The sequence below is a fragment of the Duganella sp. Leaf126 genome (genome assembly GCF_001423125.1).
In the GTDB taxonomy this organism is placed as follows: domain Bacteria; phylum Pseudomonadota; class Gammaproteobacteria; order Burkholderiales; family Burkholderiaceae_D; genus Rugamonas.
Genome location: NZ_LMNW01000004.1, coordinates 25,223 through 51,595, shown reverse-complemented (window position 1 = coordinate 51,595; position 26,373 = coordinate 25,223). Strand labels below are relative to the sequence as shown.

General features: G+C 65.7%; 14 protein-coding genes and 1 pseudogene. 2 read left to right on the top strand and 13 right to left on the bottom strand.

The features are described 5' to 3' along the window. The first annotated feature begins 24 nt into the window (after positions 1 to 24). Positions 25 to 789, top strand: coding sequence for an alpha/beta fold hydrolase (locus ASF61_RS05720; RefSeq protein ID WP_200919808.1), 765 nt, complete (start codon positions 25 to 27; stop codon positions 787 to 789). Positions 790 to 831: 42 nt separating this feature from the next. Here the strand turns inward: ASF61_RS05720 and ASF61_RS05715 are convergent, their stop codons facing one another. The 13 genes and pseudogenes from ASF61_RS05715 to ASF61_RS05660 form a co-directional block, all read right to left on the bottom strand. Continuing rightward, positions 832 to 3,207, bottom strand: coding sequence for a glycoside hydrolase N-terminal domain-containing protein (locus ASF61_RS05715; RefSeq protein ID WP_082491237.1), 2,376 nt, complete (start codon positions 3,205 to 3,207; stop codon positions 832 to 834). Positions 3,208 to 3,221: 14 nt separating this feature from the next. Then, positions 3,222 to 6,098: a TIM-barrel domain-containing protein gene (locus tag ASF61_RS05710; RefSeq protein ID WP_056152319.1), complete on the bottom strand. Its 2,877-nt coding sequence runs from the start codon at positions 6,096 to 6,098 to the stop codon at positions 3,222 to 3,224. 39 nt (positions 6,099 to 6,137) lie between these two features. Next, a complete protein-coding gene (locus tag ASF61_RS05705) occupies positions 6,138 to 7,784 on the bottom strand; it encodes a DUF5597 domain-containing protein (RefSeq protein ID WP_056152593.1) in 1,647 nt (548 codons plus the stop codon). 12 nt (positions 7,785 to 7,796) lie between these two features. Further along, positions 7,797 to 10,787 (bottom strand): TonB-dependent receptor, encoded by a 2,991-nt coding sequence (locus ASF61_RS05700; RefSeq protein ID WP_056152315.1) that lies wholly within the window; start codon positions 10,785 to 10,787, stop codon positions 7,797 to 7,799. A 405-nt stretch (positions 10,788 to 11,192) separates the two neighbouring features. Then, entirely contained in the window at positions 11,193 to 12,335 is a 1,143-nt protein-coding gene (locus tag ASF61_RS05695) for a sugar ABC transporter permease (protein WP_056152312.1), read from the bottom strand. A 41-nt stretch (positions 12,336 to 12,376) separates the two neighbouring features. Continuing rightward, complete coding sequence (gene xylG, locus ASF61_RS05690; RefSeq protein ID WP_056152309.1) at positions 12,377 to 13,897, bottom strand: D-xylose ABC transporter ATP-binding protein; 1,521 nt, start codon at positions 13,895 to 13,897, stop codon at positions 12,377 to 12,379. A gap of 90 nt (positions 13,898 to 13,987) precedes the next feature. Continuing rightward, complete coding sequence (gene xylF, locus ASF61_RS05685) at positions 13,988 to 14,992, bottom strand: D-xylose ABC transporter substrate-binding protein (protein WP_056152305.1); 1,005 nt, start codon at positions 14,990 to 14,992, stop codon at positions 13,988 to 13,990. Positions 14,993 to 15,065: 73 nt separating this feature from the next. Further along, positions 15,066 to 16,856, bottom strand: a complete 1,791-nt coding sequence (locus ASF61_RS05680; RefSeq protein WP_056152587.1) for an IlvD/Edd family dehydratase — start codon at positions 16,854 to 16,856, stop codon at positions 15,066 to 15,068. 71 nt (positions 16,857 to 16,927) lie between these two features. After that, entirely contained in the window at positions 16,928 to 17,644 is a 717-nt protein-coding gene (locus tag ASF61_RS23710) for an SDR family NAD(P)-dependent oxidoreductase (RefSeq protein ID WP_304438291.1), read from the bottom strand. A gap of 105 nt (positions 17,645 to 17,749) precedes the next feature. Next, positions 17,750 to 18,856, bottom strand: a pseudogene (locus ASF61_RS23705) (fumarylacetoacetate hydrolase family protein); the annotation flags it as partial. A gap of 119 nt (positions 18,857 to 18,975) precedes the next feature. Next, positions 18,976 to 20,175, bottom strand: coding sequence for a DNA-binding transcriptional regulator (locus ASF61_RS05670; protein ID WP_056152301.1), 1,200 nt, complete (start codon positions 20,173 to 20,175; stop codon positions 18,976 to 18,978). 157 nt (positions 20,176 to 20,332) lie between these two features. Next, a complete protein-coding gene (locus tag ASF61_RS05665) occupies positions 20,333 to 23,887 on the bottom strand; it encodes a GDSL-type esterase/lipase family protein (protein ID WP_056152297.1) in 3,555 nt (1,184 codons plus the stop codon). A 124-nt stretch (positions 23,888 to 24,011) separates the two neighbouring features. After that, entirely contained in the window at positions 24,012 to 24,449 is a 438-nt protein-coding gene (locus ASF61_RS05660) for a hypothetical protein (protein ID WP_056152294.1), read from the bottom strand. 211 nt (positions 24,450 to 24,660) lie between these two features. Here ASF61_RS05660 and ASF61_RS05655 point away from each other — a divergent pair, with 211 nt between their 5' ends. Next, positions 24,661 to 26,232: a glycoside hydrolase gene (locus ASF61_RS05655; protein ID WP_056152291.1), complete on the top strand. Its 1,572-nt coding sequence runs from the start codon at positions 24,661 to 24,663 to the stop codon at positions 26,230 to 26,232. The last annotated feature ends 141 nt before the right edge of the window (positions 26,233 to 26,373 follow it).

Sequence of the window (26,373 nt, the reverse complement as noted above, 5' to 3'; positions counted from 1 at the left end):
CTTCCCCGTTACCGCGTGCGTACCATGAAACCGGCCATCGTCCTGCTCCACAGTTCCATGAGTTCCAAGGCCCAGTGGGCTGCCCTGACGGCGCAACTGGCCGACACCTACCGCTGCCTGCCGCTCGACCTGCTCGGCTACGGCGCCGCGCCGTTCCCGGCCGGCGCCGGCGCCGGTAGCGGTTACGTCCACACGCTGGCCCACGAGGCCGAGGCGATCAAGGCGGCGCTGGCCACCACGCTGGCGCCCGACGAGCCGTTTCACCTGGTCGGTCACTCGTACGGCGGCGTCTCGGCCCTGCACCTGGCGCGCAGCATGCCCGACCGCGTGCTGTCGCTGGCGCTGCACGAGCCGGTGGCCTTCCACCTGCTGCCCGACGACGATCCGTCGAAAATGGAAATCACCGGCGTGGTCGGCACCATCCTCGGCGCCGGCTCGGACCGCGACGCCACCCGCACCTTCATCGATTACTGGAACCGTCCGGGCGCCTTCGACGCCGCGCCGCCGGCCGCGCAGGACAAGATGATCGCCATGATCGCCAAGGTGCGGCTGGACTTCGAGGCGCTGCTGGGCGAACCGGTGTCGTTCGCCGACCTGGCCGCGCTCACGGTGCCGACGCTGGTGATGGCCGGCCAGCACAGCCCCATCTCCACGCGCGGCCTGGCGCCGAAGCTGGCCGCCGCCCTGCCCAATGCGACCATGCTGGAAACATGCGGCGCGCACATGGGACCGATCACGCATGCGGACGCGATCAATCCCGTTATCGCAGAATTTTTAGGCCGGCATTGACCGCCGGCGCTGGCCTCCTGCCCGTGCGGCGGGGATCGAAACTTACTTGAACACCACTGTCCGTCGCTCGCCAACCTTCAATGTCAGCGGCAGCACCGTGTCGCCGTAGCGCACGCGCGTGGCGCCCACGCCGGCCGTGCGGCGCACGGTGGCGGTCAGCAGCCGTCCGTCGCGCCAGCTGATATCGACCTCGTAGCCGCCGCGCGCCCGCAGGCCGCGCACGGTGCCGGTCTTCCACGCGGACGGCAGGGCCGGCAGCAGATGCAGCTCGCCGTTCTGCGACTGCAGCAGCATTTCGTTGATCGCTGCCGTGGCGCCGAAATTGCCGTCGATCTGGAACGGCGGATGGGCGTCGAACAGGTTGGCGTAGGTGCCGCCCGCATTGTTCACTTCCGTGCCCTGCCCCGCCTGCTGCGCGGCGCGCGCGCCCGGCGTGGCCAGCTGGCCGCGCAACATGGTGTAGGCATGGTCGCCATCGAGCAGGCGCGCCCAGTAGGCGGTCTTCCACGCCATGGCCCAGCCGGTGCCGGCGTCACCGCGGCTGGCCAGCGACACGCGCGCGGCAGCGGCCAGCGCCGGCGTGGTGGTCGGCGATATCTGCCGTCCCGGGAACAGGCCGAACAGGTGCGACACGTGGCGGTGCGTATCGCCCGGCTGGTCCAGCACCGGATCGCGCTTCTCGTCCATCCATTCGAGCAGCTGGCCCCAGCTGCCCACGCGCGGCGTGACCAGGCGGTCGCGCAGCGCCGCCACCTCGGTGCCGAATGCGGTGTCGCCGAGCACGCCGGCCGCTTCGACCGTGTTGTTGAACAGATCCCAGACGATGGCCTGGTCGTAGGTCACGCCATCCTCGATCGGCCCATGTTCGGGCGACCAGCCCAGCGGCGCCACCAGGCGCCCGTCCGGCAGCGTCTTGAGCGTGTCCTGCCAGAAGTGGACGGCTTCGCGCATCACCGGGTAGGCGACATCGCGCAAATAGGCGCGGTCTTGGGTGAACGCGTAATGCTCCCAGAAATGCTGCGCGTACCAGGCGTTGCCGGTCTTGTTCCAGATATAGCCCATGGCGCCGAACGGGTTCGATTCGGTGCGCAGGGTCCAGCCGCGCACCGGCTTGCCGGCCGCCGTCACGAAGGTTTCTTCGCGCTGCACGGCGGCGCCGCTCAGGTCTGCCGCCGCCATCGGCACCGACGCCGGATCGGCCATCGCGCGCGCGGCGGTGTCGGCGAGCAGGCTTCGGTAAACGGGCGCCACGCCCTGCACGAAGTCGAGGAACGGCAGTGCGTGCTCGGACAGATTGGCCGTCTCCGCCGGCCAGTAATTCATCTGCACATTGATATTGGTGTGGTAGTCCGCATTCCACGGCGGCGTCAGGCTGTTGTTCCACAAGCCCTGCAGGTTGGCGGGCAGCGCATCGCGCGAGCTCGAAATGAGCAGGTAGCGGCCGTACTGGTAGAACAGCGCTTCCAGTTCCGGGTCGCCGCCGTGCGCCGTGTAGGACTGCAGCCGGCGGTCGGTGGGCAGCGCGCGGCGCGCGGCGGCAGTGCGACCGAAGTCCACACCCACGCGGTCGAAACGGCTGCGGTAGTCCTGGCGGTGCTGCGCCAGCAGCGCCGGCCACGCCGGTGCGGCAGCCACCTGTGCGGCCACGCGCGCGCCGGGATGCGGACCCTGGAATTTCTTTGCCGCGTCCAGCACGTAGCTGGTGCCGGCGCCCAGCACCAGGGTCACGGCGTCGCAAGCGGTGAAGGTGATCGTGTTGCCGTCGATGGCGATGCGGCCGCCTTCGTGGCGCACCTGCACCTGGCTGACATAGTCCATGGCGTTGCCGGACGGCGTGCTGCCCTTGCCACGCAGGTTGCCGGTGGCGGTGATGCGGTTGCCATCGGCGACGATGCTCGCGCCGTGCATGTCGGCCAGTTCGATCGAACCGGTGTACTGGCCCGCCCGACTGGCCGACAGGCGCACGGCAATCACCTGGGCCGGATAGCTGGCCAGCGCCTCGCGCGTGAAGCGCACGCCCCGGTGGGTATAGCTGACGCGGTGCACGCTGTTGCCGATGTCGAGCTGGCGCGCGTACTGGGTCGCCTTGTCGTGGCCCGGCAGGTTGATGTACACGTCGCCGAATGGCTGGTAGGCGCCCATCGCCTGGCCGTCGCCGGTCCACAGCGTGATGTCGTTGAACTGGATGCGCTCGCGCGCCAGCTGGCCGAACAGCATGGCGCCGATGCGGCCGTTGCCGATCGGGAGTGCCTCGCGCTCCCAGCCGGCGTCGGTGTCCGGCGCCGGCTGCAGGTAGCGCAGCGCGAGGTTGGCAGCAGCGCCGTCGGGACGCGAGACGGCAAGCGCTGCCGGGCTGGCGCCCACCAGGGCACAAGACAACGCCAGCCACGGCGCCGCCCTATTCACGAAGTTGAACAAAGCGGCTCCGGGACTTAACGCTTGACGGTGACGGCTTTGCCTTCGTAGGCCACCACCTTGTCGGCGGCGTCGAAGTTGTCCGAACTCGACACGCCAGGCTTGATGAAGCGCACGCGGAATTCGCGCTTGGCTATCATGCCCTTGTACGCACCATCGCGCGCACCGATCGTCACCACGCCGGTCTTGTCGTTGTAGCTGACCGGGATGCGGCTGAACTCCTTGCGCAGGTAGGCGTTCGACACGCCGTCGTCCTCGTACAGGCTGAAGCTGCCGTCGGCGCCGGCATACACATTGAACGTGATCGGCGCATCGGGCTTCTCGTCGACGTATTGCGTGACCGGCCCGACCGGGATGATGGCGCCCGCCCTGACCAGCAGCGGCATGCGCGTTTCCGGCGCCTTGATCGCTACCCGCGTGCCGCCCTTGTGCAGCTCGCCGGTATAGAAGTCGTACCAGTCCGCGCCCTTGGGCAGGTACACGCTGCGTTCACGCGCCCCGTACTCGTACACCGGCGCCACCAGGAAGCTGTGGCCGAACAGGTACTGGTCGGCGATGTTCTTCACCGCGTCGTCGTTCGGGAAGTCCATCACCAGGCCGCGCATGATGGTGCCCGACTCGTGGTGCGTGGTGGCGGCGGTCGAGTAAATGTACGGCATCAGGCGGTAGCGCAGCTTGTCGTACCAGACCATCGATTCGCGCATCGGCGAACCTTCGGGCGAGATGATGTGGATCTCGCGCTTGACCACTTCGCCGTGCGACCGGAACAGCGGCGAGAATGCGCCGAACTGCCACCAGCGCAGGTTCAGCTCGCGCCATTCCTTCAGGTCTTCCGGCGTGCCCTGGTTGGCAGCGACGACGCGGTTTTCCTGGGCCGCGCCGACGTCGCCGGTCTGGAAGCGCAGCTCCTGGGCGTAGCCGCCGATATCGTGGGTCCAGTTCGGAATACCCGACATCGAGATCTGCACGCCGGCCGAGATCTGGTCGTACAGGTTGTTCCAGCGGCCGACCGTATCGCCGCTCCACAGCGCGGTGCCGTTGCGCTGGATGCCGGCAAAGCCGGAGCGCGACAGGATGAACTGGCGCTTCTGCGGCTGGTCTTTGATCAGGTGGTTATAGAAACCCTCGGTGTGCACCAGGCTGTAGGGATTGAACGTCACTTCGCCGGCGCCGTACACGGTCGGACCGATCAGCTTTTTAAAGTCTTCGAGGCGGGTGTTGGACAGCACGTCCGGTTCGGTGTTGTCCATCCACCAGGCGTCGAAGCCCAGGTCCACCAGCTTCGGCTTCATCTGGCGGAAGTACATGTCCTGGGCGCCCTTGGTGTACGGGTCGTAGTGGCTGTTCTTGTAGCCGGGGCCAACCCAGTCGAGGTCACCGTTCTCGACGTTCTTGGTCCACATGTAGCCGGCGTTTTTCAGCTCCTGGTAGTTCTTGGTGTTCTCGTAGAACTTGCCCCAGATCGAAATCATCACGCGCGCATTGTTCTTGTGGACTTCGTCCACCATGCCTTTCGGATTCGGGAAGCGGACCTTGTCGAAGTCGTGCGAACCCCAGCCATCCTGCGGCCAGTAGAACCAGTCCTGCACCATGTTATCGATCGGCCAGCCCTGTTTGCGGTATTCCTTGAGCACGCCCAGCAGCTGCTCCTGGGTTTCGTAGCGCTGGCGCGATTGCCACAGGCCGTACGCCCATTTCGGCATCATCGGCGCTTCGCCGGTCAGGTGGCGATAGCCGGCGATCACCTTGTCGATGCTGGTTTCGCCGTTGATCACGTAGTAGTTGATGCTCTGCGCGACTTCCGACGAGAAGGTCAGCGAGTGGCGTTCGGGCGCCGGCAGCGGATCGTTATGGGTCATGGCGATCATGCCGCCCGACGGCTTCCATTCCAGGTGCAGCTTGCGCGGCTTGCCCGCTTCGAACGACAGTTCGAAATTGTGATACCACGGGTTCCAGCCCTGGCGCCAGACATCCATGATCTGCTTGCCGTCGATATCGAGCTTGGCGTAATCGGACGAATACAGCTGCATCTTGTGCACACCCGGCTTGTCGGACGTGAGCGTGCCGTCCCACACGACCTTGACGCCGGTAGCGGTTTTCGGGTCGCCCAGTTCCTTCGGCCAGTGCTCGGCCACGTCCTTCAGGTACTGGTAATCGATGTCCTTTTCCTGGCGCGTGAGCACCAGCTTGTCGTTGACGTAGTAGCGCGCGGTCAGGCCGCCGGCCTTGCCGTCGGCGTCGGCCAGTTTCAGGTCGCGCGAGAGGAAACCGTACGGCTTCGGATCGCCGAAGCGCGAGATCGAATTGTTGTCCCACAAAACGCCGTAGTTTTTATCGGAGACCACGAACGGCACGGCAATGACCATATTGTGCTGCATCAGCAGCACGTCTTCGCCGTTCAGGTTCATCTGGCCGTTCTGGTGCTGGCCGAGGCCATAGTACGCGTCCTTGGTGCCGTGGTTGAAACCCTGGGTGACTGCCATGAACGGCTTGCCGCCCACTTGCACCGGCGTCATGCTCTCGGCGGCCTGGGTCAGGAAGGCTTTGCCGGCGGCGTTGAAGAACTGCACCTGGCCGGTAGCGAGCGACACCGCCACCGAGATTTTTTTCGCTTTCAGTGTGACCTTGTCCTTGCCTTGCGACGTGACCTGGAAATTGTCCTGGACCGGCGCGGCCACCGTCATCAGCGACGGCGTCAGCTGCTTGCCCGCCTGGTCGGTCTTGACGACGTGGATGATGTTGTCGTTCATGACCTCGAGGCGCACTTCCTTGGCGCCGCTGTCGGGCTTGACCACGACGCCGGTGGCGGTCTTCTCGAAGGTGCCGGCCATGGCGTGGCCCGACATCAGCACCGCCAGGCAGGACGCCGCAGGCACGATAGCTTTGAATTGCATGTTTTCTCCTCAGTTTTTATAGTGTCGCCGGACCGGCGCTCAGTAGGTGCCGACCTTGACCTTCAAGACCACCGGGTTGCCGGTCAGGTTGAGGCCATAATCGGTCTGGTCGCCGTTCCAGTTACGTTCCATCATCCACTTGCCGGACGCATCGAAGCGCCCCTCTTCCACGCGGGCCCACATCGTGGGTTTGCCGTCCGCGCTATCGATTTTGACGCGCGCATGCTGGCCGACGATGATGAATTCATTGTCGGCGATCTGCGCCATCGCCACGCCGCCATTGGGCCGCTCGGTGTTGGCCGGCAGGTCCTTGACGTCCTTGAAGTACTCCTTTTCGCCGAACTGCCATTCGCGGAACGAGACGGTCGCCTTCCAGCCCTGCATGGCGATCTGCTGCGGCTGACGGTCGTCGCCTTCGGCCACGCCGTAGGTGCGGCCTTCGAACGCCCACTTCGACCACTGGCGCTCCATCGGCCGGAACGCGCCGAAGATTTTGCCGTACGGCGCGGTCATGGTCTTGTCGGTGGCCTTGTGGCCGAGCGGGTAATTGCTGTAGTCCGCGTAGTCGATGCCGAACGGCGAGAAGTTGATCGCCCCGCGCCCCAGCACCAGGTAGGCGTAGCGCACGTAATCGGCGCCGTTGCTCATCTCCGGCACCGCCAGCGGATTGTCGGGACGCTGGAACTTGTCGAGCGTGGCGACGAACTTGCGGTAGTCCGGGCTGTAGATGTCGGGCGCGGCGAAGTCGATTGCCGGTGCGGCCGCCTTGTAGATGTCGATCACGTCGAAGGTCGGGCCGCCGCTGGCGAAGTTCTTGTTCCACGGCTTGAGCGGCTGCTCGAGCGGGTCGCGGATCGAGTTGTTGACGTACATGGGCAGGTTGTACACCGCGCGTCCGGCCTTGGCGATATCGCCGATGTATTTCGCCACCGAGTAGGCGTGGAAGTATTCGTCGGCATAATCGCCATAGACCTGCTTCCAGGTGCCGCTGGCGGCCAGCGCCACCGGCGACTTTTTATGCTTGAGCACTTCGGCCGGCACCGGCTGGTCGAACTGCGCTTGCGCTTTCGGACCGTAGTCGCGCGCATAGCCGTAGGTGCCCACCTCGTTCTCGACCTGCATCATGATCACGGTGCGCTGCACCTCGTCGATCTTCTTGATGTGCGCCATCAGCGCCACGAAGGCCTTCTTGTCGGCGTTGAGGGTCTGCTCGCCTTGCGGCGACAGGCAGTAGATCGGCTTGCCCTGCTGGTCCAGCATGCGCGGGAAGCGGGCGTTGTCGAACTTGACCCATTCCGGCGTGTAGCTCGGTCCCGTGTTTTTCCAGGTGCCGAACCACAGCAGCACCAGGCGCACCTTGTTCTGGCGCGCCTGCGCCACCAGCGTATCGACGTAACTGAAATCGAACTTGCCCTCGACCGGTTCGATCTGCTCCCACGCCACCGGGATTTCCAGCGTGTTGGCGTTGGCGTCCCTGATGGCGGCCCACACCTTGTCGAGCGCCTGCGGGTAATTGCTGGAGTTCTGGGCCTGGCCGCCGAACATGACGAACGGCGCGCCGTCCACCATCAGCGCATAGCGGCCATCCTTTTGCACCAGTTCCGGAATCGGCGCGGCTGCCGCGCCAGCTGCCACCATAACAGTAAGACCAAGCGATACGACCAGCTGGCGGGCGGTTGTTTTCATGCGCTGCATTCCTTATTCGAAGTTGTAGGTCAGACGGGCGGTGTAGCGGCGTCCCGACGAGAACCATGAGCGGCCCATCATACCGGTACTTTGCTGCATCAGGACCTTGTATTTGGCGTCGGTCAGATTCTGCGCTTCGAGGCCGATCTGGATGCGGTCATTGATCTTGTACGACACCGAGGCATCGGCCTGGCCGTAGTCGTCGGCCCAGGTGGGCACGCCCCAGGCCAGGTTGCGCTGGCCGAAGGTGGCGCTGGCCGGGTTGGTGTCGGTGCCGTCGGTGCCATTGGTGCCGCTCACGTTGACCGCCTGCAGGCTCTTGGAACGCCAGTTGTAGGCCAGGCGCGCCGACCAGGGTCCCTTGTCGTACATCAGGGCCAGGTTGTACGACTGGCGCGACAGGTTTTCCAGCGGCAGATTGCCGAACGTGGTGCCGTTGGTATCGCAGCCGTTCAGGTTCAGGTTCAGGTTGGCCGCGCCGCCGGCGGCGCCGGTGCAGTACGGCGAGTACACGCCGTTGTACAAGGTGCGCTTGCTGTCGACGAAGGTGAAGTTGCCCTGCAGGCCCAGGCCCGACCAGTCGCCCGGCAGCATGTCGAAGTACTGCTGGTAGGCCAGTTCGAAACCGCGTGCGCGGCCCTTGGCGCCGTTGACCGGCGCGGTGGTGGTGAAGTCATGCAGCACGCCGGCGGTGTCGGGCAGCTGGTTGATGGTGGTCTGCTTGACGATGACGTCCTTGAGGCGCTTGTTGAACACGGCCAGCGTGACCGAACCCACGCGCGAGAAATACCACTCGGCGGTCAGGTCCACCTGCTTGGCGGTGATCGGCCGCAGGTTCGGATTGCCATCGGCTTCGCCGGTGTAGCTGACCACCTGCGAGTTGTTGTCCACGCTCTGGGTCAGCTTGGTGTAGGCCTGCAGCTGCGACGGGTCGGGCCGCGACAGCGCCGAGGCAAAGGCGAAGCGGAACTGCAGGTTGTCGGTCGCCTTCAGGCGCAGGTTCAGGCTGGGCAGCCAGTTGCGGTAGGAGTTATCGAAATTCTCGGGACGCGCAAACGGCACGATGACCGGAATGCCGGGACCCGGCGTGGCCGAAGAACTGAACAGCGTGTAGCCGGCAGCGTGCGAATCGGTCTTCACCATGCGCAGGCCGACGTTACCGTCGATCGGGTATTTCAGCTCGTCGAAACCGAAGCGCGCCTGGGCGTACAAGGCCTTGGTCTTTTCCGACTGCTGGTTGATGCCGCGCGGATCGCCGCCAAAGGTGGCCTGCGTCCACGGATCGCAGGTAGTGCCGTTTTCGGCGCACAGGATGCCACGGTACGCGTGCAGCTTGGCGTAGCTGTCCGGGTAGCCCTGGGCCAGCGACACATCGGGGAAGGCCACCGCCGGCACATCGATCTTACCGTTGAAGAAATTGTTGAACGAATGGACGTTGGTCGAGCCGGAGAAGCGCGGGTCGCCGAGGTAGGCCAGCTTGCCCTGCAGGCCGCCCATCCAGTCCTGGGTGATGCCCTGCCAGTTGTAGCTCGGGTTCGAATTCTCTGTGGTCGAATCGCGGTCGGTCATGCGGGCGCCGAAGCGGATGTCGCGCAGGACCGGGCTGTCGAAGTCGTACTTGAGGTCGATCTTGCCGGCCTTGGAATCGGCTTTCGCACGATCGAGGTGCTCCATCGTGAACGCCCAGTAGTAGTTATTGGGGTTGGCCAGGTAGGCGCGGTCGGTGGCGTCGAACGAGATGGTCGGCACGCTGCCGGTCAGGTCCAGCTGCTCCTTCGGCATCTTCAGGCCGGTGGCCACGGTCGAATCGACGCTGTGGGTATTGGCGCGGATTTTCTGCAGGTCGGCGACGATGGTCCAGCGGTCGTTCGGACGCCAGCGCGCATTCCACGAAATGTCGGTGGTGTCGGACTTGCGCCAGGCGGTGCGCGTGTCGTTGTTGAAGTTGATGCCCTTGGTCGGATCGCTGTTGGTCAGCGTGCCCTTGAGCAGCGCGCCGTTGTCGCCATACACGCCATCGACGACCTTGATCGCATACGGATCGGCCGAACCGAAGATCGCCTGCTCGTCCCACTGCATCTTGTACTTGGACTTGAAGAAGGTCAGGCCGGTGGTCAGGGTGCTGTTCGGCTTCCACTGCAGGGCGCCGTACGCGCCTTCGCGGGTGCGGTCGAAGTTGAGCGAACGCCATTGCGCGCCCTTGGGCACCCACACGGTGCGGCCGTTGTCCTGAATCTGGTAGTACGGCTCGACCTGGACGGCATCGGTGCGGGTGGCCGATTCCGAATAGGCCAGGTCGATCAGGGCGCCGACTTCACCGAACGGGGTTTTCCAGCGGTTCGACACCATGCCCGACGTCGATGGCGAGGCTTTGCCCTTGCGCAGTTCGGAGTGGGTCTCGGAGCCGGAGATCGCGGCCTTGAAGCCCTTGTAGTCGAACGGCATGGCGGTGCGCAGGTTGATCAGGCCACCGATGGCGCCCTCCACCTGCTCCGCCGACGGGTTCTTGTAGATGTCGACGCCCGCCATCAGCTCCGGCGGCACGTCCTCGAAGTTCAGCGAGCGCCCGCCGTTGGCCGAGAACGAATCGCGGCCGTTCAGTTCCGAGCGCACGTAGCTCAGGCCCCGCACGGAGACGCCCGAGCCTTCGACCGAGAAGTGATCGGGGTCGTTGCGCGCCATGGCGCGGTCGATGGTCACGCCCGAGACGCGCTGCAGCACTTCCGTCACCGAGCGGTCCGGCAGCTTGCCGATATCGTCGGCGGCGATCGAATCGACCACCTCGTCGGCGTTCTGCTTGATCTTCTGCGCCGATTGCAGCGCTGCGCGCTGGCCGGTGACAACCACCGAGACCGGCGGCTTGTTGGCGTCGGCGCTGTTGATAGCGCTACCAGTACCGGCGGTGTTGTCGGTGGTCTGGGCCTGTGCTGTCGCGGCGCCCAGCATCATCGTCATCTGGGCCAGGCCCATGGCGATGGCGGTTTTTTTGAAGGTGTGGTTCATCGATGCTCTCTCAGGTTAAACGGCCGATCGGGTTCTGCGTCGCGCAAAGGCGGTGCAAAGACTGCGGTTGGCAGCAACGCTGCACGTGAAATCGTTTGCAAAGCGGGGCAGGCACGTGCCTCAGCGTCGCTCAGTGGTGCTCACCGGCGCAGAAGCGCGATCGTCGTCAGGTGTGTGTGTCTCGCTGTGATTTATTTTTTTGTCGTCCGACGCTGCAGGGCTGCAGGCAACCGGCGACCTAAGCCGAGATTCTGCAAGTTACCCAATCGTGCGGCAATTGCGAAATTCACCAAGCGCGGGAATGATAATGAATAAGCGTCGCGATAATCGGACGACCAGAAAGCAAACGGCCCGCAACAGCGGGCCGTTTGCTAAACAAGGTGAAGTTTCGCGCGCTGCGCTCGCTTACCTGCGCGCCGAACGGGTCGCCACATCGACCCACACCGCCAGCGTCAGGATGGCGCCCTTGACGATCATCTGCCAGTAGCTGTCCACGTCCAGCATCGACATGCCGTTATCGAGGCTGGCCATGACCAGTGCGCCGATCAGGGCGCCGTACACGGTGCCGGAGCCGCCGCGCATCGACGTGCCGCCGATGAAGCAGGCGGCGATTGCATCGAGTTCGCCCGAGGTGCCGGCCGACGGCGAACCGGCCGCCAGGCGCGCCGTGTTGACCAGGCCTGCCAGTGCGCACATCAGCCCCATCAGGCCGAAGATCCACAGCTTGACCGCCTGCACGTTCACACCCGACAGGCGGGTGGCCTCCATATTGCTGCCGACGGCATAGATGCGGCGGCCGAACACGGTCTGGGTGGCGACATAGCTGAAGATGCCCAGCAGCGCCAGCAGCAGCAATACCGGCAGCGGAATGCCCTCGTAGCTGTTCAGGGTGCGCACGAAGGCGAACAGCACGGCGCCGATGGCGACCAGGCGCAGTCCGTCCTGCCATACCGGGTGCACCGGCAAACCATGGCGCGCCAGGCTGGCGCGCTGGCGCAGCGTCAGCACGGCCGCCAGCACGAACAGCGCCACGCCCAGTACCACGCCCATCTGCGGCGACAGGTAGCCCTGCCCCAGGTTCACCAGCGGGTCGGACACCGGCGCGATGGTGGAACCGCCCGTCACACCGAGCACGATGCCGCGGTAGGCCAGCATGCCGCCCAGGCCGACGATGAACGACGGGATGCCCTTGTAGGCGGTCAGGTAGCCGTTGAACAGGCCGAGCACCAGGCCGCAGGCCAGCACCACCGCAATGGTGGCCGGCAGCGGCATGCCATGCGTGACGTCGAGCACGGCCGCGATCCCGCCCAGTAAGCCCAGCAGCGAGCCGACCGACAGGTCGATCTCGCCGGCGATGATGACGAACGCCATGCCGCAGGCGACGATGCCGGTGACCGCCATCTGCCGCATCAGGTTCGACAAGTTGCGCGGCGACGTGAAGCCGCCTTCGGTCTTCCAGCTGAAGAAGGCCCAGATGATGGCGATCGCGATCAGCAGCGCCAGGATTTTATATTGCGTGAACAGCTGTTTGAATTTATTGGTTTGCATGGTCTTCACGGTTCGGTTGTGCTGTGTTTTTTACTGTGCGCTCAATGCGTGAGCGCGGCGGCCAGCACGGTTTCCTGGCTCAGGTTGTCGTTGACGAAATCGCCGCGCAGCTTGCCCTCGCCCATCACCAGCACGCGGTCGGACACGCCCAGCACCTCGGCCAGTTCCGACGACACCATGATGATGGACATGCCCTGCGCCGCCAGCTCGAGCATCAGCTTGTAGATTTCGAACTTGGCGCCCACGTCCACGCCGCGCGTCGGCTCGTCGAGGATCAGCACCTTCGGCTTGGTCAGCAGCATCTTCGACAGCACGGCCTTTTGCTGGTTGCCCCCCGAGAGCGACGTGATCGACAGGAACGGGCTGGCCGTCTTCAGTCCCAGGCGGGCGATTTCCTCGCTCACCACCGCCAGTTCCGCTTCGCGGTCGATGCGGGTGAAGCGCGCAAAGCGCCCCAGCACCGACAAGGTGATGTTCTGGCCGACGTCCATGTCGCGCACGATGCCGTGGTGCTTGCGGTCTTCCGGCACCAGCGCCAGGCCACTGCGGATCGCCTTCAACGGCGTGCGGCTGTCGATGCGCCGGCCTTCGAGCCATACCTCGGCTTCGCAGCGGCCCGGGTAGGCGCCGAACAGCGCCGTCACCAGTTCGGTGCGACCGGCGCCCACCAGGCCGGCGATGCCGAGGATCTCGCCGCGCCGCAGCGAGAACGAGACGTCATCGACCTTCTTGCGCTCGGGGCGGTCGACGTCGTAGCAGGTGACGTTGCGCGCCTCGAACACGACCTCGCCCGGGGTGCGCGGCAGCGACGGATACAGCTGGTTCATCTCGCGCCCGACCATCTGCGCGATGATCTGGGCCACGTCCATTTTCTCCATCGGCGTGGTGGCGATGTGCTTGCCGTCGCGGATCACCACGATGGTGTCGCAGATCGCTTCCACTTCATCGAGCTTGTGCGAGATGTACACGCAGGCCACGCCCTTGGCTTTCAGGCCGCGCACGATATTGAGCAGCACCGCGATCTCGTTGGCGGTCAGCGACGACGACGGCTCGTCGAGGATCAGCACGCGGGCGTTCTTGTTGAGCGCCTTGGCGATCTCGATCAGCTGCTGGTGGCCGCCGCCGTAGGTCGATACCGGCAGTACGACGTTGACGTCGGTGAGATTGAGTTCCTTGAGCAGCGCTTCGGCGCGCTGGTTCATGGCCGGATAATCCATGCGCCCGCCGGGCAGCGTGATCTCGTTACCAAGAAACAGGTTTTCCGTGACCGACAGCTCGGGCACCAGCATCAGTTCCTGGTGGATGATGACGATGCCGGCCGCTTCGCTTTCGCGGATCGACTGCGCCTCGAGCGGCTTGCCGTCCATCAGGATCTGGCCGTCCCAGGTGCCGTGCGGGTACACGGCGGACAGCACTTTCATCAGCGTCGATTTGCCGGCGCCGTTCTCGCCGCACAAGCCGATGCACTCGCCGGCCCGCAGGGACAGGTCGATGCCGTCGAGCGCAGGGACACCGCCAAATTTTTTGGCGATACCCTTCATTTCTAGCAAATAGCCGGACATACAAAGTTCTCGCAGAGGTGAAGATGGGAGGGCATGCGGCGCATGCCCTCCGCGCGCAGGAAGCGCGGTGTACAGAGCGCTGGCGCCGGCTTACTTGGCGCCCAGCTGGGCCTTGGTGTAGAAGCCGTCGGTCACGACCGTATCGACGTTGGCCTTGGTCAGCAGGGTCGGTTCCAGCAGGCGCGCATCGACCTGCTTGAAGCCGTTGTTGATCTTGGCGTTGAAGGCCGGCTTCTCGCCGCGCACCAGCTGCACCGACAGGTTGGCCGCCTCGGTGGCGATCAGCTTCAATGGCTTGTAGACGGTCATGGTCTGGGTGCCGGCGATCACGCGGCGCACGCCGGCCAGGTCGGCGTCCTGGCCCGACACGGCCACCTTGCCGTCGAGTTTTTGCGAGGCCAGCGCCTGCACCGCGCCGCCGGCGGTGGCATCGTTCGAGGCCACCACGGCATCGAGCTTGTTGCCGTTGGCGGTCAGCGCATTCTCGATGATCGACATCGCCTCGGCCGGGCTCCAGTCCTTGACCCACTGCTTGCCGATGACCTTGATGTCACCCTTGTCGATCAGCGGCTGCAGCACGGCCAGCTGGCCTTCGCGCAGCATCTTGGCGTTGTTGTCGGTCGGCGCGCCGCCCAGCAGATAGTAGTTGCCCTTCGGTTTGACGGCCACCACGCCCTTGGCCTGCAGCTCGCCGACCTTCTTGTTATCGAACGAGATGTAGGCATCGACATCGGCGTTGAGGATCAGGCGGTCGTACGACACGACCTTGATCTTGGCTTTTTTCGCTTCGCGGATGGCGTTGTTGAGCACCGTGGCGTTGTACGGCACGATCACCAGCACGTCGACACCGCGCGAAATCAGGTTTTCGATCTGGGCGATCTGGCGCTGTTCGCTGGCGTCGGCCGATTGCACGAACACCTTTGCGCCCTGCTTCTCGGCGGCAGCGACGAAGTAGTCGCGGTCGCGGGCCCAGCGCTCGAGGCGCAGGTCGTCGATCGAGAAGCCGATCTTCGGATTTTTGGCGTCCGCCATGGCGTTGCCGCCGGCGCAGACCATCATCACCGCAACGGCGGCGGAAGTGAGCAGCTTTTTCATTGTTTCGTCTCCTGTGAATGCTGTTATTTGTCGGTATGCCGGGTCTGCGCCCGGCTCGTACTTGGTGGTTGACTCAGTGGTTATGGCGCGGCAGCGTCTCGGCCACGGCGCGGTACGGTATGGCCATTTCCATCACCGCCCCCTGCTCCATCTGGCCGACCGTGCTGCGGTAGAGTTCCTGCCACGGCGTCTGGCTGGCCGGATAGGCGGGAATCGGCCCCTTCTTGCGTTCTTCCCATTCCGCTTCCGGCACCAGCGCATCGCACTGGCCGGCGTTCAGGTCGACGCGGATGCGGTCGCCGGTACGCAGCCAGGCCAGGCCGCCGCCTACCGCGCTCTCGGGCGAGGCGTTGAGGATCGACGGGCTGTCGGACGTGCCGGACTGGCGGCCGTCGCCCAGCGTGGGCAGCCAGTTGACGCCGCGCTTGACCAGCGCATCGGGCGGCTGCATGTTGACCACTTCGGCCGAACCGGGCCAGCCGACCGGGCCGGCGCCACGGATGACCAGGATGCAGTCCTCGTCGATGTTGAGCGCAGGATCGTTGATGCGGGCGTGGTAGTCGCCCGAACCGTCGAACACGATGGCGCGGCACTCGAACACGTTTTCGCGTCCCGGCTCGCTCAGGTAGCGGGCGCGGAACGCCTCCGAGATCACCGAGGTCTTCATGATGGCAAAGTCGAACAGGTTGCCCTTGAGGACGAAGAAGCCGGCATCGGTTTTCAGCGGCGCGGCGAACGGGTAGATCACTTCGCGGTCGGTGGTCTCGCGTCCGGCCAGGTTCTCGCGCATGGTGCGGCCGGTGACGGTGGCGCGGTCCGAGCGCAGCATGCCCTGCTGCTCGAGTTCCCACATCACGGCCGGCACGCCGCCCGCGCGGTGGAAACGCTCGCCGAGGAATTTACCGGCCGGCTGCATGTTCAGCAGCAGCGGCACGGCATGGCCGTATTCCATCCAGTCGCTCGACTTCAGTTCCACGCCCGCGTGGCGCGCCATGGCCACGATGTGCTGCTGGGCGTTGGTGGAACCGCCGATGGCGGCGTTGGTGACGATGGCGTCGAGGAAGGCGTCGCGCGTGAGGATGCTCGACGGCTTGATGTTCAGCTTGGCCATCTCGACGATGCGGCGGCCGGTCTCGTACGCCATCTGGCCGCGCTCGCGGTAAGGCGCCGGAATCGCCGAACAGCCGGTCAGCGACAGGCCCAGCGCTTCGGCGATCGCGTTCATCGTCGATGCCGTGCCCATGGTGTTGCAGTGGCCGGCCGACGGCGCCGAGGCGGCAGCGATCTGCAGGAATTTCTCGTTGTCGATGGCGCCGGCGGCCAGCTGGCGCCGGCCCTTCCAGATTGCCGCGCCGGAGCCGGCCAGCTCGCCTTCGAACCAGCCGTCGAGCATCGGGCCGCCGGACAGCACGATGGCAGGAATGTCCACCGTCGATGCGGCCATCACCTGCGCCGGCGTGGTCTTGTCGCAGCCGGTGGTCAGCACCACCGCATCGATCGGATAGCCGTGCAGGATTTCGACGAGGCCTAGGTAGGCCAGGTTGCGGTCGATGGCGGCCGTGGGACGGCGGCAGTTCTCGAAGATCGGATGGAGCGGAAACTCCATGGCGATGCCGCCGGCGTCGCGGATGCCGTCGCGCACGCGCTTGGCCAGTTCCAGGTGGATGCGGTTGCACGGGCTGATGTCGCTGCCGCTCTGGGCGATGCCGATGATGGGGCGGCCCGAGCGCAGCTCTTCCGGCGTGATCCCGTAGTTCATGAAGCGCTCGAGGTAGAGCGCGGTCATGTCGATATGGTCGGGATTGTCGAACCAGTCCTGCGAGCGGTAGCGGCGCGGCGCTTCGCCGACCTCCCGCTTGCTCATGTCGTTCATCTCGTTCTGGTCGTTGGTCTGATTGCTCATGGTCTTTATCGTATTCACCGTAGTGACAGTGTTCAGGCGCCGTACCAGCCGGCGTCGACATAGTAATCGCGGCCGCTGCAACGGCGCGCGCTGTCCGACGCCAGGAACAGCGCCAGCGCTGCCACGTCATCGACTTCGACGCGCTGTTTCAGGCATTGACCGGCCAGGATACGCGCTTCTTCTTCCGGCGTGTGCCACAGCGCTTCCTGGCGCGGCGTGCGCACGCCGCCCGGCACGATGCAGTTGACGCGGATATTGTGCTGGCCCAGGTCGCGGGCCAGGCCGCGCGTCATGCCCTCGATGGCTGCCTTGGCGGTCATGTACAGGGTCAGGTCCGGCAGCGCCAGGTGCCATGAAATCGAACCGAAGTTGAGGATCACGCCGTCGCGCTGGTCCTGCATGCCCTTGGCCACGGCCTGGGCGCAGAAATACTGGTGGCGCAGGTTGACGGCCATGCGGTTCTCCCAGTACTGCGCGGTGACGTCGGCCAGCGTGTGGCGGTCGTCGTTGGCGGCGTTGTTGATCAGGACATCGACCGGACCGATGGTGGCGAACACGCGGGACACGGTCTCGAGGTTGGTCAGATCGCACGGCAGGTACACGGGTGGCACGGCCAGGCCGGCCAGCCTGGCTTCCAGCGCGCGCGAATCGGCGTCGGCGATGTCGAGGAAGTGCACGCGGGCGCCCTGGCGGGCAAACGCCTCGACCATGCCGGCGCCGATGCCGCTGCCGCCGCCGGTGACGATCACGCGCTTGCCGGCCAGGCTGGGGTAGATCGGCTGCTCGAACGTGGTGTTCGGCTTGGCCTGGGCAGCGCCTGGCGCGGCGACGCCGGTACCGCGGGCGCGGTGCAGCAGCGCGCGGGTGCCGTAGGTCCACGGCGCGATCTGGTCGCTGCGCTGCACGGTGTTGACCAGCGCGCCCAGGGCCGGCGTGGCAATGGTGACGCGGTCGCCCAGGTGGTGGGTGAAGCCGCCGCCGGCCGCATCGCGGTCCTTGATCGGCGAGAACATCGTGCCCAGGAACAGCATGAAGCCGTCCGGATACTGGTGGTGCGCGCCGCAGGTCTGGCGCACCAGGTCGAGCGGGTCGCGGCTGATTTCGCGCATGCGGCTGCTGCCCTCGAGGCGGAAGTCGTCATCGAGGCCTTCGATCAGCATCCGCACTTCGGCGTTGCGCACGGTGTCGATGGTGAAGTGTTCGTCGAACAGGCGGATGAATGGGCCGATCGCGCACGAGCCGTTGTTGTCCTTGGCCTTGCCCAGCAACAGGGCGCTGCGGCCCTCGATGTCGCGCAGGTTGACGTCGTTGCCGAGCGTGGCGCCGCGCACTTCGGCGCGGCTGTTGACGGCCAAAACGATTTCCGGCTCGGGGTTGTTCCACTTCGAATCGGGGTGCAGGCCCACGTCGGCGCCGCTGCCGACCGAGGACATCGGCTGCGACTTGGAAAACACTTCGGCATCCTTGCCGATGCCCACTTCCATGTACTGCGACCACAGGCCGCGTGCGATCAGGCTTTCCTTGAGCTTCAGCGCTTCGTCCGAGCCGGGGCGGATGGCCGACAGGTCGGAGCCGATGATGGTCTGGATGTCGGCGCGCAGGGCGGCGGCGCGGGCCGGGTCGCCCTTGGCCTGCTCCTCGATCACGCGTTCGAGCAGGCTGACGGCAAACGTCACGCCGCAGGCCTTGACGGCCTGCAGGTCGCACGGCGCCAGCAGCTGCGGCGTGCCGGCCTGACGTGCGAGTGCATGGGCCAGCAGCTGCTGCACCGGTCCCAGCGACGGGCCGGGCGCGCTGCGCGCGATGTCGAGCGCGTCGTCGCGTTCGAGCAGGTCGGACATGGTGGGAGCATGGCCGGAGATGTCGACCACCTCGCCGTTGCGTACCGCGACCACACAGGGACCGTCGTTATTCCAGACACGGCCTACCATGACTGCGCGGCTCAGGTCGTCCGGCAGCATTGCATTGATATTATTTTCCAAGGTCTCTCTCTCTCCAGGCTTGCAGGCAAACAGCGAAAGGATTTTGACCCGATTCCCCGGGGGCGGCAATTATGAAACTCACCAAGCGCGTTCATGATTTACGCGCAACCCGCCAGCTGTTCGCCCGGCGCCCGGTGCCGGGCCTGGTCCTGGTAGGCGCGCGGCGTGCATCCGAGTTCGCGCTTGAATACCGCGTGCATATACTGCACCGACGTGAACCCGCAGCTGAGCGCCACGTCGGCAATCGTGCGGTCGCCCTGCGCCAGCATGGCGGTGGCGGCATCGAGCTTGAAGCGCAGGATCACGTCGTGCACGCTGGAGTCGAGCTCCTGGCGGAAATACGATTCCAGCGACGAGCGCGAAATGCCCACGTATTCGGCCACCTGGTGGGTCTTGATGCCCTGGCACGCGTACTGGCGGATGAAGTGACGCGCGCGCATCACGTGCGGATGCTTGGGCGCTTCGTGGCGGGTGGAGGTCTGGACATTGATGCCGATCGGCGGCACCAGCACGCGCGTGCCCTGCAGGCGCGCGCCGTTGAGCATCTGGTCGAGCAGCTGGGCAGCGGTGCGGCCCATCTCCTGCGCGCCCTGGATCACGGAACTCAGGGGTATCCGGGTCAGCATGCGCGCCAGCGGATCGTTGTCGATGCCGATCAGCGCCACCTGCTCCGGCACCTCGATGCCGGCGATGATACAGGCCTGCATCAGCTGGCGCGCGCGGGCGTCGGTGACGGCGATGATGCCGACCGGCTTGGGCAGGCTGTGCAGCCACTGGATCTGCTGCTCCACCGCCTCGTCCCAGGCGGCAGCACTGGTGCCCAGGCCGCGGTACACCTGGGCTTCCATCTTGTCGTCGGCCATTACGGTGCGGAAGGCCCGCTCGCGCTCCTGGGCCCAGCGGTTTTCCTGCGCTTCGGGCAGGCTGAACATGGCGAAATTGCGCAGGCCCGCCTCGATCAGGTGGTCGCGCGCGAGCTTGATCAGCTTGAAATTGTCGGTGGCGACATACGGCACGCCCACCGGATAGTTGCTGTCGTCGGCATAGGAGCCGCCGACCGCCACCACCGGGATGCGGCTGCGCGACAGCGCTGCCGCCACGGCGGGGTCGTCGAAATCGGCGATGATGCCGTCGCCGTGCCAGCTCTCCAGGCCGGACAGGCGCAGCCGGAAATCCTCTTCCAGGAACAGATCCCAGGCAGCGCGGGTGCTGCCCAGGTAGGCAGCCACGCCGGCGATGATCTCGCGGTCGAAAATCTTGTTTGCGTTAAATAACAGTGCGATACGATGAGACTTCATCTGCATCTTCAACCACCTCTATCGGGACGAGACAATCCAGCACGCCAGAATTTTGACGCGACCGGTATTGTGACATGGTTCCGTCACGAACTGAGAAAATCGGGCAAATCCCGTCACTTCCGGCAGATGCCCGCAGAGATGGTTGGTTGCTGGCTGGCTAGTCTCCCGTCATGGTGCTGGCAGCAGGCCGGCCGGCCACGATACCGCGGCCGGCGGTGCTCATGTACACCACGCCAAAGGTATTGGCGTCGCCGACCACGAACTGGGCGTCGCCCGGGCCGCCGTACTGGTGCCGGTCGTCGTTGATCCGCAGCCAGCTGGCGCCGCCGTCGGTCGAGCGGAACATGCCGCGCCCGTCACCTGCCCCGTCGACTGCGCCCCAGAGGTACACGGTGGGGAAATCGGCGCCAGGCGCCGCCTTGCCGAAGCCGACGGCAGCGGCGTAGCGGACACCCGGCACGCCGGCAAAGGTGGCGCCACCATCGACCGTGCGCGCCAGGCCGCCGTCGTACAACGGCACCCAGACGTCGCCCGAGCGGCCCGGTACGGCCCTGATCACGGCGCGCGCCATCGCGTCGCCAGGGGGCGCTGCCGTCAGCGTGGCGGCGGACGCAAACGTGGCGCCGCCGTCGCGGCTGACCAGGAAGCTGCGCTCCCTGACGGCGTAGAAGCGGCGCGCGTCGCGCGGATCGGCCACCGGCCGCGCGCCGTCCAGGCCCGGGACCGCAGTCCAGCTGTCGCCGCCGTCGCGGCTGACGAAGCTGCGCTGCGAGTGTTCCGGGCTGTGGATGATGGTGGCGCCGTCGCTGCCGAGCGCCAGCTGGCCCTTGGTGCCGTGCATGGTGGCGGCCTTGTTCCAGCTGACGCCCATGTCGCGCGACAGGTAGATGGCGCTGCCGGCGCGCGCCACCACGCTCGGCTGCTGCGCCGCAAAGTCCAGGCCCCAGGTGGTGCCCATGGTCGGCGTGTGGATCGGTGCGTACTGCGTAACGTCCGTGTGGCGGAAGCCGTCGTAGTCGCCGATGGCCGAGATCAGCGGCCCGCCAGGAATGCTGACCAGGTTGAGCGGGACCGATTCCTCGATACCGTCGTCGTCGAACTTCCAGATTGCCGGCGCTGCGTGGACATCGCTGGAGACGAACAAGCCGTTGCCGGAGACGACCATCAGCTTGCGCGCATCGAAGGGATCGAACTCGATGCTGGCAGCCCAGTGCATGAAACTGCCGGCAATCCAGCTCACGCCATTCGGATCGATTTTCACGCCCTGGTCGACGATGCTGCGCCAGCTTTTGCCGCCGTCCAGCGTCTCGTAGAACTGGTCGCCCATCCGCCCCTTGCTGTAGCGGTAGTAGTTGATGGTGGTGACGATCATGTGCTGCGCATTGCCCGGATCGACGGTGATGCCGGCATAGGCGCGGTTGAGCGGCGGCGAGATGTCGCGCCAGGTGCGCGCGGCGATATCGTAGCGCCACACGCCGCCCGCCTCCAGCCCTTCGCCGTTGGCCACGTCGCCCCAGGGACCGGCGCCCCTGGCAAAGGTCACCACCAGGCCGCCGGCGGCCAGCACCGCGCGGTGCGGCATCAGGTGCGCCGGACCGCCCGCCATCGGCGTAAAGGTGCGGCCGGCGTCGTCGGAGACGAACATGTTCGGGCCGTTTTTGCCGTAGCGCGATACGCCGACGAACAGGCGGCCGGTTTCCGCTTTCCCGTTGGCGCCAGGGCGCTTGCTGGCCGGATCGAGCAGCACGAAGCTCACGCCGTTGTTGTTGGGCGGCGTGGCGCCGACATCGAGTCCCGGCAGGTGCTGCCAGCTCAGGCCCTCGTCGACGCTCTTGAACAGGCCGTTGGCGCGCGTGCCGATGTAGAGGATGCTGCCGTTGGCCGGATCGACCTGCAGCTTCTCGCCATTGCCGCGGCCCATGCCGTTGCCGTGCACCTTGAACTGGCCGGTGACGTCGATTTTCCTGAAAGTGTTGCCGTAGTCGTCGGACTTGAGGATGGTGCTGGCGCCGCCGTTCAGGTAGGCGATGCCGGTGGACAGATAGAGCTTGTTCGGCGACGACGGATCGGTGGCGATCGACTCCACGCCCAGCATGCCGGTCTCGCGGTCCGACACCCAGTCCAGCAGCGCCACCCAGCGCCCGTTGGCGCGATCGCGGCGGTAGGCGCCGCCGACGTCGGTGCGCAGATAGACCAGGTCTTTCTGCGTCTTGCTGGGGACAATCCCGGAAATGAAACCGCTGCCGCCGATGGCGATCGGGCGCCAGGCATAGGGGGCGGCGACGCTGGCGCTGGCGTTGGCGTTGGCGCTGACGCCGGTACCGGTGCTGGCACTGCCGCTGGCATCCGCCTGGCGGCCCAGCAGCTGATCGAGCATCGGCGCCATCTCGCGCGCCCAGATCTCGTATCCTTTCCGGTTCGGGTGCAGCAGGTCTGGCATGATGTCGGTGGACAGCGTACCGTCGGGCGCCAGGAAAGCCGGGCCGATATCGCGGTAGAACACGTGGCGGTTGTCCGCATAGCCGGCGATGATGGCGTTGACCTGGTCGTTGAGGCGCCGCCCCGGATCGTCGGGCGTGGCACCGCGCGGGAAGATCGCCAGCAGCAAAATCCTGGTGTCCGGCAGGCGCTGGCGCAGCTCGTCGATATTGCGTTTGATGCCGGCAGCGGTGGTCGCCGGATTTTCCTTGCGGTGGCCGGTGTTATTGGTGCCGAACATCAGCACCGCCACCTTGGGCGAGAGGCCGTCGACTTCGCCGTGCTGCAGGCGCCACAGGACGTTTTCGGTACGGTCGCCGCCGAAGCCCAGCGCCAGCGCATCGAGCGGCTGGTAGTAGCGCTGCCACACGGGCGCGCCATCCTTTTCCCAGCCCTGCGTGATCGAGTCGCCGATGAATACCACCTGCGCCTTCTTGCCGAGGGCAGCGGCTTCCTTGAGCTTTTGCTCGTGGCGTCCGGTCCACCAGCCCACCGACCACGACTCGTTCAGTTTATCGGGCGTGACCGAGGCCGTGCGGTAATCGGGGCATGTCATATTCGGCCTGCCCTGCGCGAGGATGCGCACGTTGGCGATCGCCACCTTGCCGGCGCCGGTCGCTTCCAGTGCGAACGGCTGCCGCACGGCGCTGAAATCGGCGCCGTCGCGGACAAAACAGCGCATCGCGTACGACAGCTTTTGCCACCCCTTGCCCTGCGCTGCCCGCGCCGGCACCACGTAAGAGACGGCGCGCTCGCATTGTTCGCCGCAGCCCACCTTGAAGGCCAGGCCACCGTTGGATAGCTCGTCGACCCTGACCTCGAGCGACAGCACGCCGCGCGCCAGATAGGGACGCAAGTCGCGCGGCGCGCCGCCATCGACCCGCAGCGCCGCGTACCAGGCGTCCTTCCACTGCAGCGCCAGCTCCTTGCCGCTGCGGGTGGCACGCACCTGCCGCGTGGGCGTGGCGGCCGGCGGTGCGACCGAAGCCGAGTCGCCAGCGAGCACGGTGCTCGATTCGTCATCGGCAATGGTGAGACGATAGCCGGCCAGCGGCGCACCGGCGTAAATCGCGAGCGGGCCGGAGCTGGCGGCTGCCGGCTTCGCGGCCGGCATAGTGGCAACCGGCGCGCCGGCGTGGGCCGATGCAGCAACAGGCGCGGCCAGCGCAAGAAAGGACAGCAGCGCGGGCGTGAACAGACCGCGGGCACGGGCACGCGCGAGGGAATACGTCATGAAGTATCTCGCCTGGTTTTATTTTGCGATCATTCTGCAAGCAGCGCACGGCTGCCGCAATTGCGAAATTCACCAAGCGGACGAATGATATTGGCCGTCTGCCGCAGGCGACGGCCGCGTGGCGTCAGGGCCGGATGGAAGCGACCACCAGCACGTCGGACGGGTCGCTGCGGCCATTGGTGGCCAGCGTGAATGCGGCCACGCCGGCCGGTGCGGTGGCGCCGCCGGCCGAGGCCAGGTTGAAGTCGCCGGCGCCGCCTTGCGCATCGGCTGTGCCGTAAGCCAGGCTGCCGGCGTCGCCGGTCTGGCCGACCAGCTCCTGGCTGAAGTCGAGCGCAAAGCCGGCGTAGAACTGCACGCCGGTGTAATCGGCCTTGCCATAGGTGCCATTGCCGGCGCGCGCACCCTGCACCGTCACGGTCAGGTCCTGGATCTGCCCGATCGGAATGGTATTGCCCGGCGAGGTGGTCACCAGGTCGGTATCGAGCGTGATGACGGCAGTGGCGCTGCCAGTGCTGCCGTCAGCGGCGTTCCAGGTGACGTTGAGCGTGCGGATGGCCATGATGTTCTTCTCCTAAGACGCGCCAGATGGCGAAGACTTATCAATATAGTATTTTCATATCGCCTTGTAAATGCCGATTCGTTGTAACCGGTTGGCGAATTTCGTAACCCCGGCTGCGCATTTTCGGTGTTGCGGCAAGCATGCGTCGCTCTCAGAATGGAACACCGCTGGCCCTGGCGCCGGTATGGATAAAAAAGGGAGACAAAGACGCATGACCATCAAAAAAATTACGCAACTGATCATCACTGCCGCCTGCCTGGCGCCCGTGCTGGCTGGCGCCCAGAACCGCCTGATCGACGTGAACGTCAGCCAGGTGGCCGGCCCGCTGCCGACGACCTTCAATTTCGCCGTGGGCGCCGGCCGCGCTAACGAAGGCTTGCGCGCCGACTGGCAGCAGCAGCTGGCCGAGATCAAGCGCGACGCGGGTTTTCGCTACATCCGCATGCACGGCCTGCTGTCCGACGACATGGGCGTCTACCGCGTCGATGCCCAGGGCAAGGAGCATTACAGCTTCCAGTACATCGATGCGCTGTACGACTACCTGCTGAGCATCAAGGTCAAGCCGTTCGTGGAGCTGGGCTTCATGCCGTCGCAGATGGCCAGCGGCGACAAGACCATCTTCTGGTGGCGCGGGAACGTCACGCCGCCGAAGAACTACGAAGCGTGGGAGCGGCTGGTAAAGGCGCTCACCGCGCACTGGACCGAGCGCTATGGCGCCGATGAAGTGGCCAGCTGGTACTTCGAAGTGTGGAACGAACCGAATCTCGATGGCTTCTGGGCCGGCAGCCAGGCCGACTACTTCAAGCTGTATGCGCACGCGGCGCGCGCGATCAAGAGCGTCGATGCGCGCTACCGCGTGGGCGGCCCCGCCACCGCCGGCGCCGCGTGGATCCCCGAAACCATCGCCTACGCCGCGCAACACAAGGTGCCGCTCGATTTCGTCAGCACCCACACCTACGGCGTGAGCCGCGGCTTCCTCGACGAATACGGCACCACCGGCACGGTGCTGAACAAGGAAGATGGCGCGATCAGCGATGACGTGCTGCGCAACCGCAAGGAGATCGGCGCTTCGGCCATGCCCACGCTGCCGCTGCACTACACGGAATGGAGCTCGTCGTACACGCCGTCCGATCCGTCGCACGACAGCTACCACCAGGCGGCCTACATCCTGCAAAAGCTCAAGCAGGTGGGCACGGCGGCGCAGTCGATGTCGTACTGGGTCTTTACCGACATCTTCGAGGAGGCGGGGCCGCGCAGCAGCGTGTTCCACGGCGGCTTCGGCCTGATGAACACGCAGGGCATCAAGAAGCCCGCGTACTTCGCCTACCAGTTCCTGCACCAGCTGGCGCCGACCGAGCTGAAAAACGCCGACGCCCGCTCCTACGCCACCACCGACCAGGCCGGCAACGCCCTGGTGCTGCTGTGGGACTACACGCATACGCTGCCCGACAAGATCAACAACCAGCAGTACTTCATCCAGGACCTGCCGGCCAGGGACAAGGGCAAGGTGACCGTCAATGTGGGCGGCCTGACGCCGGGCGCCTACACGCTCAGCATTTCGCAGGTGGGCTACCGCCGCAACGACGCCTATAGCGCCTACATCGGCATGGGGTCGCCCGCGCAGCTGACGCGCGGCCAGGTGCAGGCACTGAAGGCCACGGCGACCGGTCAGCCGTCGTCGCGCACCACGGTGCAGGTGGGCGCCGACGGCCGCTACGCCACCAGCCTGCCGCTGCGCGAAAACGATGTGTATTTGCTCAACCTGCAGCGAGTACAGCGCTGAGCGGGCGTCACGAGCCTGCTTTGGTCAGCCTTTGTCCGTCATCGCCTGCGCTGCTGTTTTTACAACGGCAGCGCAGGCGATTTCCGTTAACACTTGTGCTGCGGCAATTAGTTAAATAGACTGAGGGAACAGTTAATCTCG

Bases quoted from the DNA above. Each gene is read 5' to 3' on its own strand.
- ASF61_RS05670 (WP_056152301.1), bottom strand. From the start codon at position 20,175: ATGAAGTCTCATCGTATCGCACTGTTATTTAACGCAAACAAGATTTTC.
- ASF61_RS05655 (WP_056152291.1), top strand. From the start codon at position 24,661: ATGACCATCAAAAAAATTACGCAACTGATCATCACTGCCGCCTGCCTG.
- ASF61_RS05700 (WP_056152315.1), bottom strand. From the start codon at position 10,787: ATGAACCACACCTTCAAAAAAACCGCCATCGCCATGGGCCTGGCCCAG.
- ASF61_RS05665 (WP_056152297.1), bottom strand. From the start codon at position 23,887: ATGACGTATTCCCTCGCGCGTGCCCGTGCCCGCGGTCTGTTCACGCCC.
- ASF61_RS05660 (WP_056152294.1), bottom strand. From the start codon at position 24,449: ATGGCCATCCGCACGCTCAACGTCACCTGGAACGCCGCTGACGGCAGC.
- ASF61_RS05705 (WP_056152593.1), bottom strand. From the start codon at position 7,784: ATGAAAACAACCGCCCGCCAGCTGGTCGTATCGCTTGGTCTTACTGTT.
- ASF61_RS05695 (WP_056152312.1), bottom strand. From the start codon at position 12,335: ATGCAAACCAATAAATTCAAACAGCTGTTCACGCAATATAAAATCCTG.
- ASF61_RS05710 (WP_056152319.1), bottom strand. From the start codon at position 6,098: ATGCAATTCAAAGCTATCGTGCCTGCGGCGTCCTGCCTGGCGGTGCTG.
- ASF61_RS05720 (WP_200919808.1), top strand. From the start codon at position 25: ATGAAACCGGCCATCGTCCTGCTCCACAGTTCCATGAGTTCCAAGGCC.
- ASF61_RS05680 (WP_056152587.1), bottom strand. From the start codon at position 16,856: ATGAGCAAGCGGGAGGTCGGCGAAGCGCCGCGCCGCTACCGCTCGCAG.
- xylG (WP_056152309.1), bottom strand. From the start codon at position 13,897: ATGTCCGGCTATTTGCTAGAAATGAAGGGTATCGCCAAAAAATTTGGC.
- xylF (WP_056152305.1), bottom strand. From the start codon at position 14,992: ATGAAAAAGCTGCTCACTTCCGCCGCCGTTGCGGTGATGATGGTCTGC.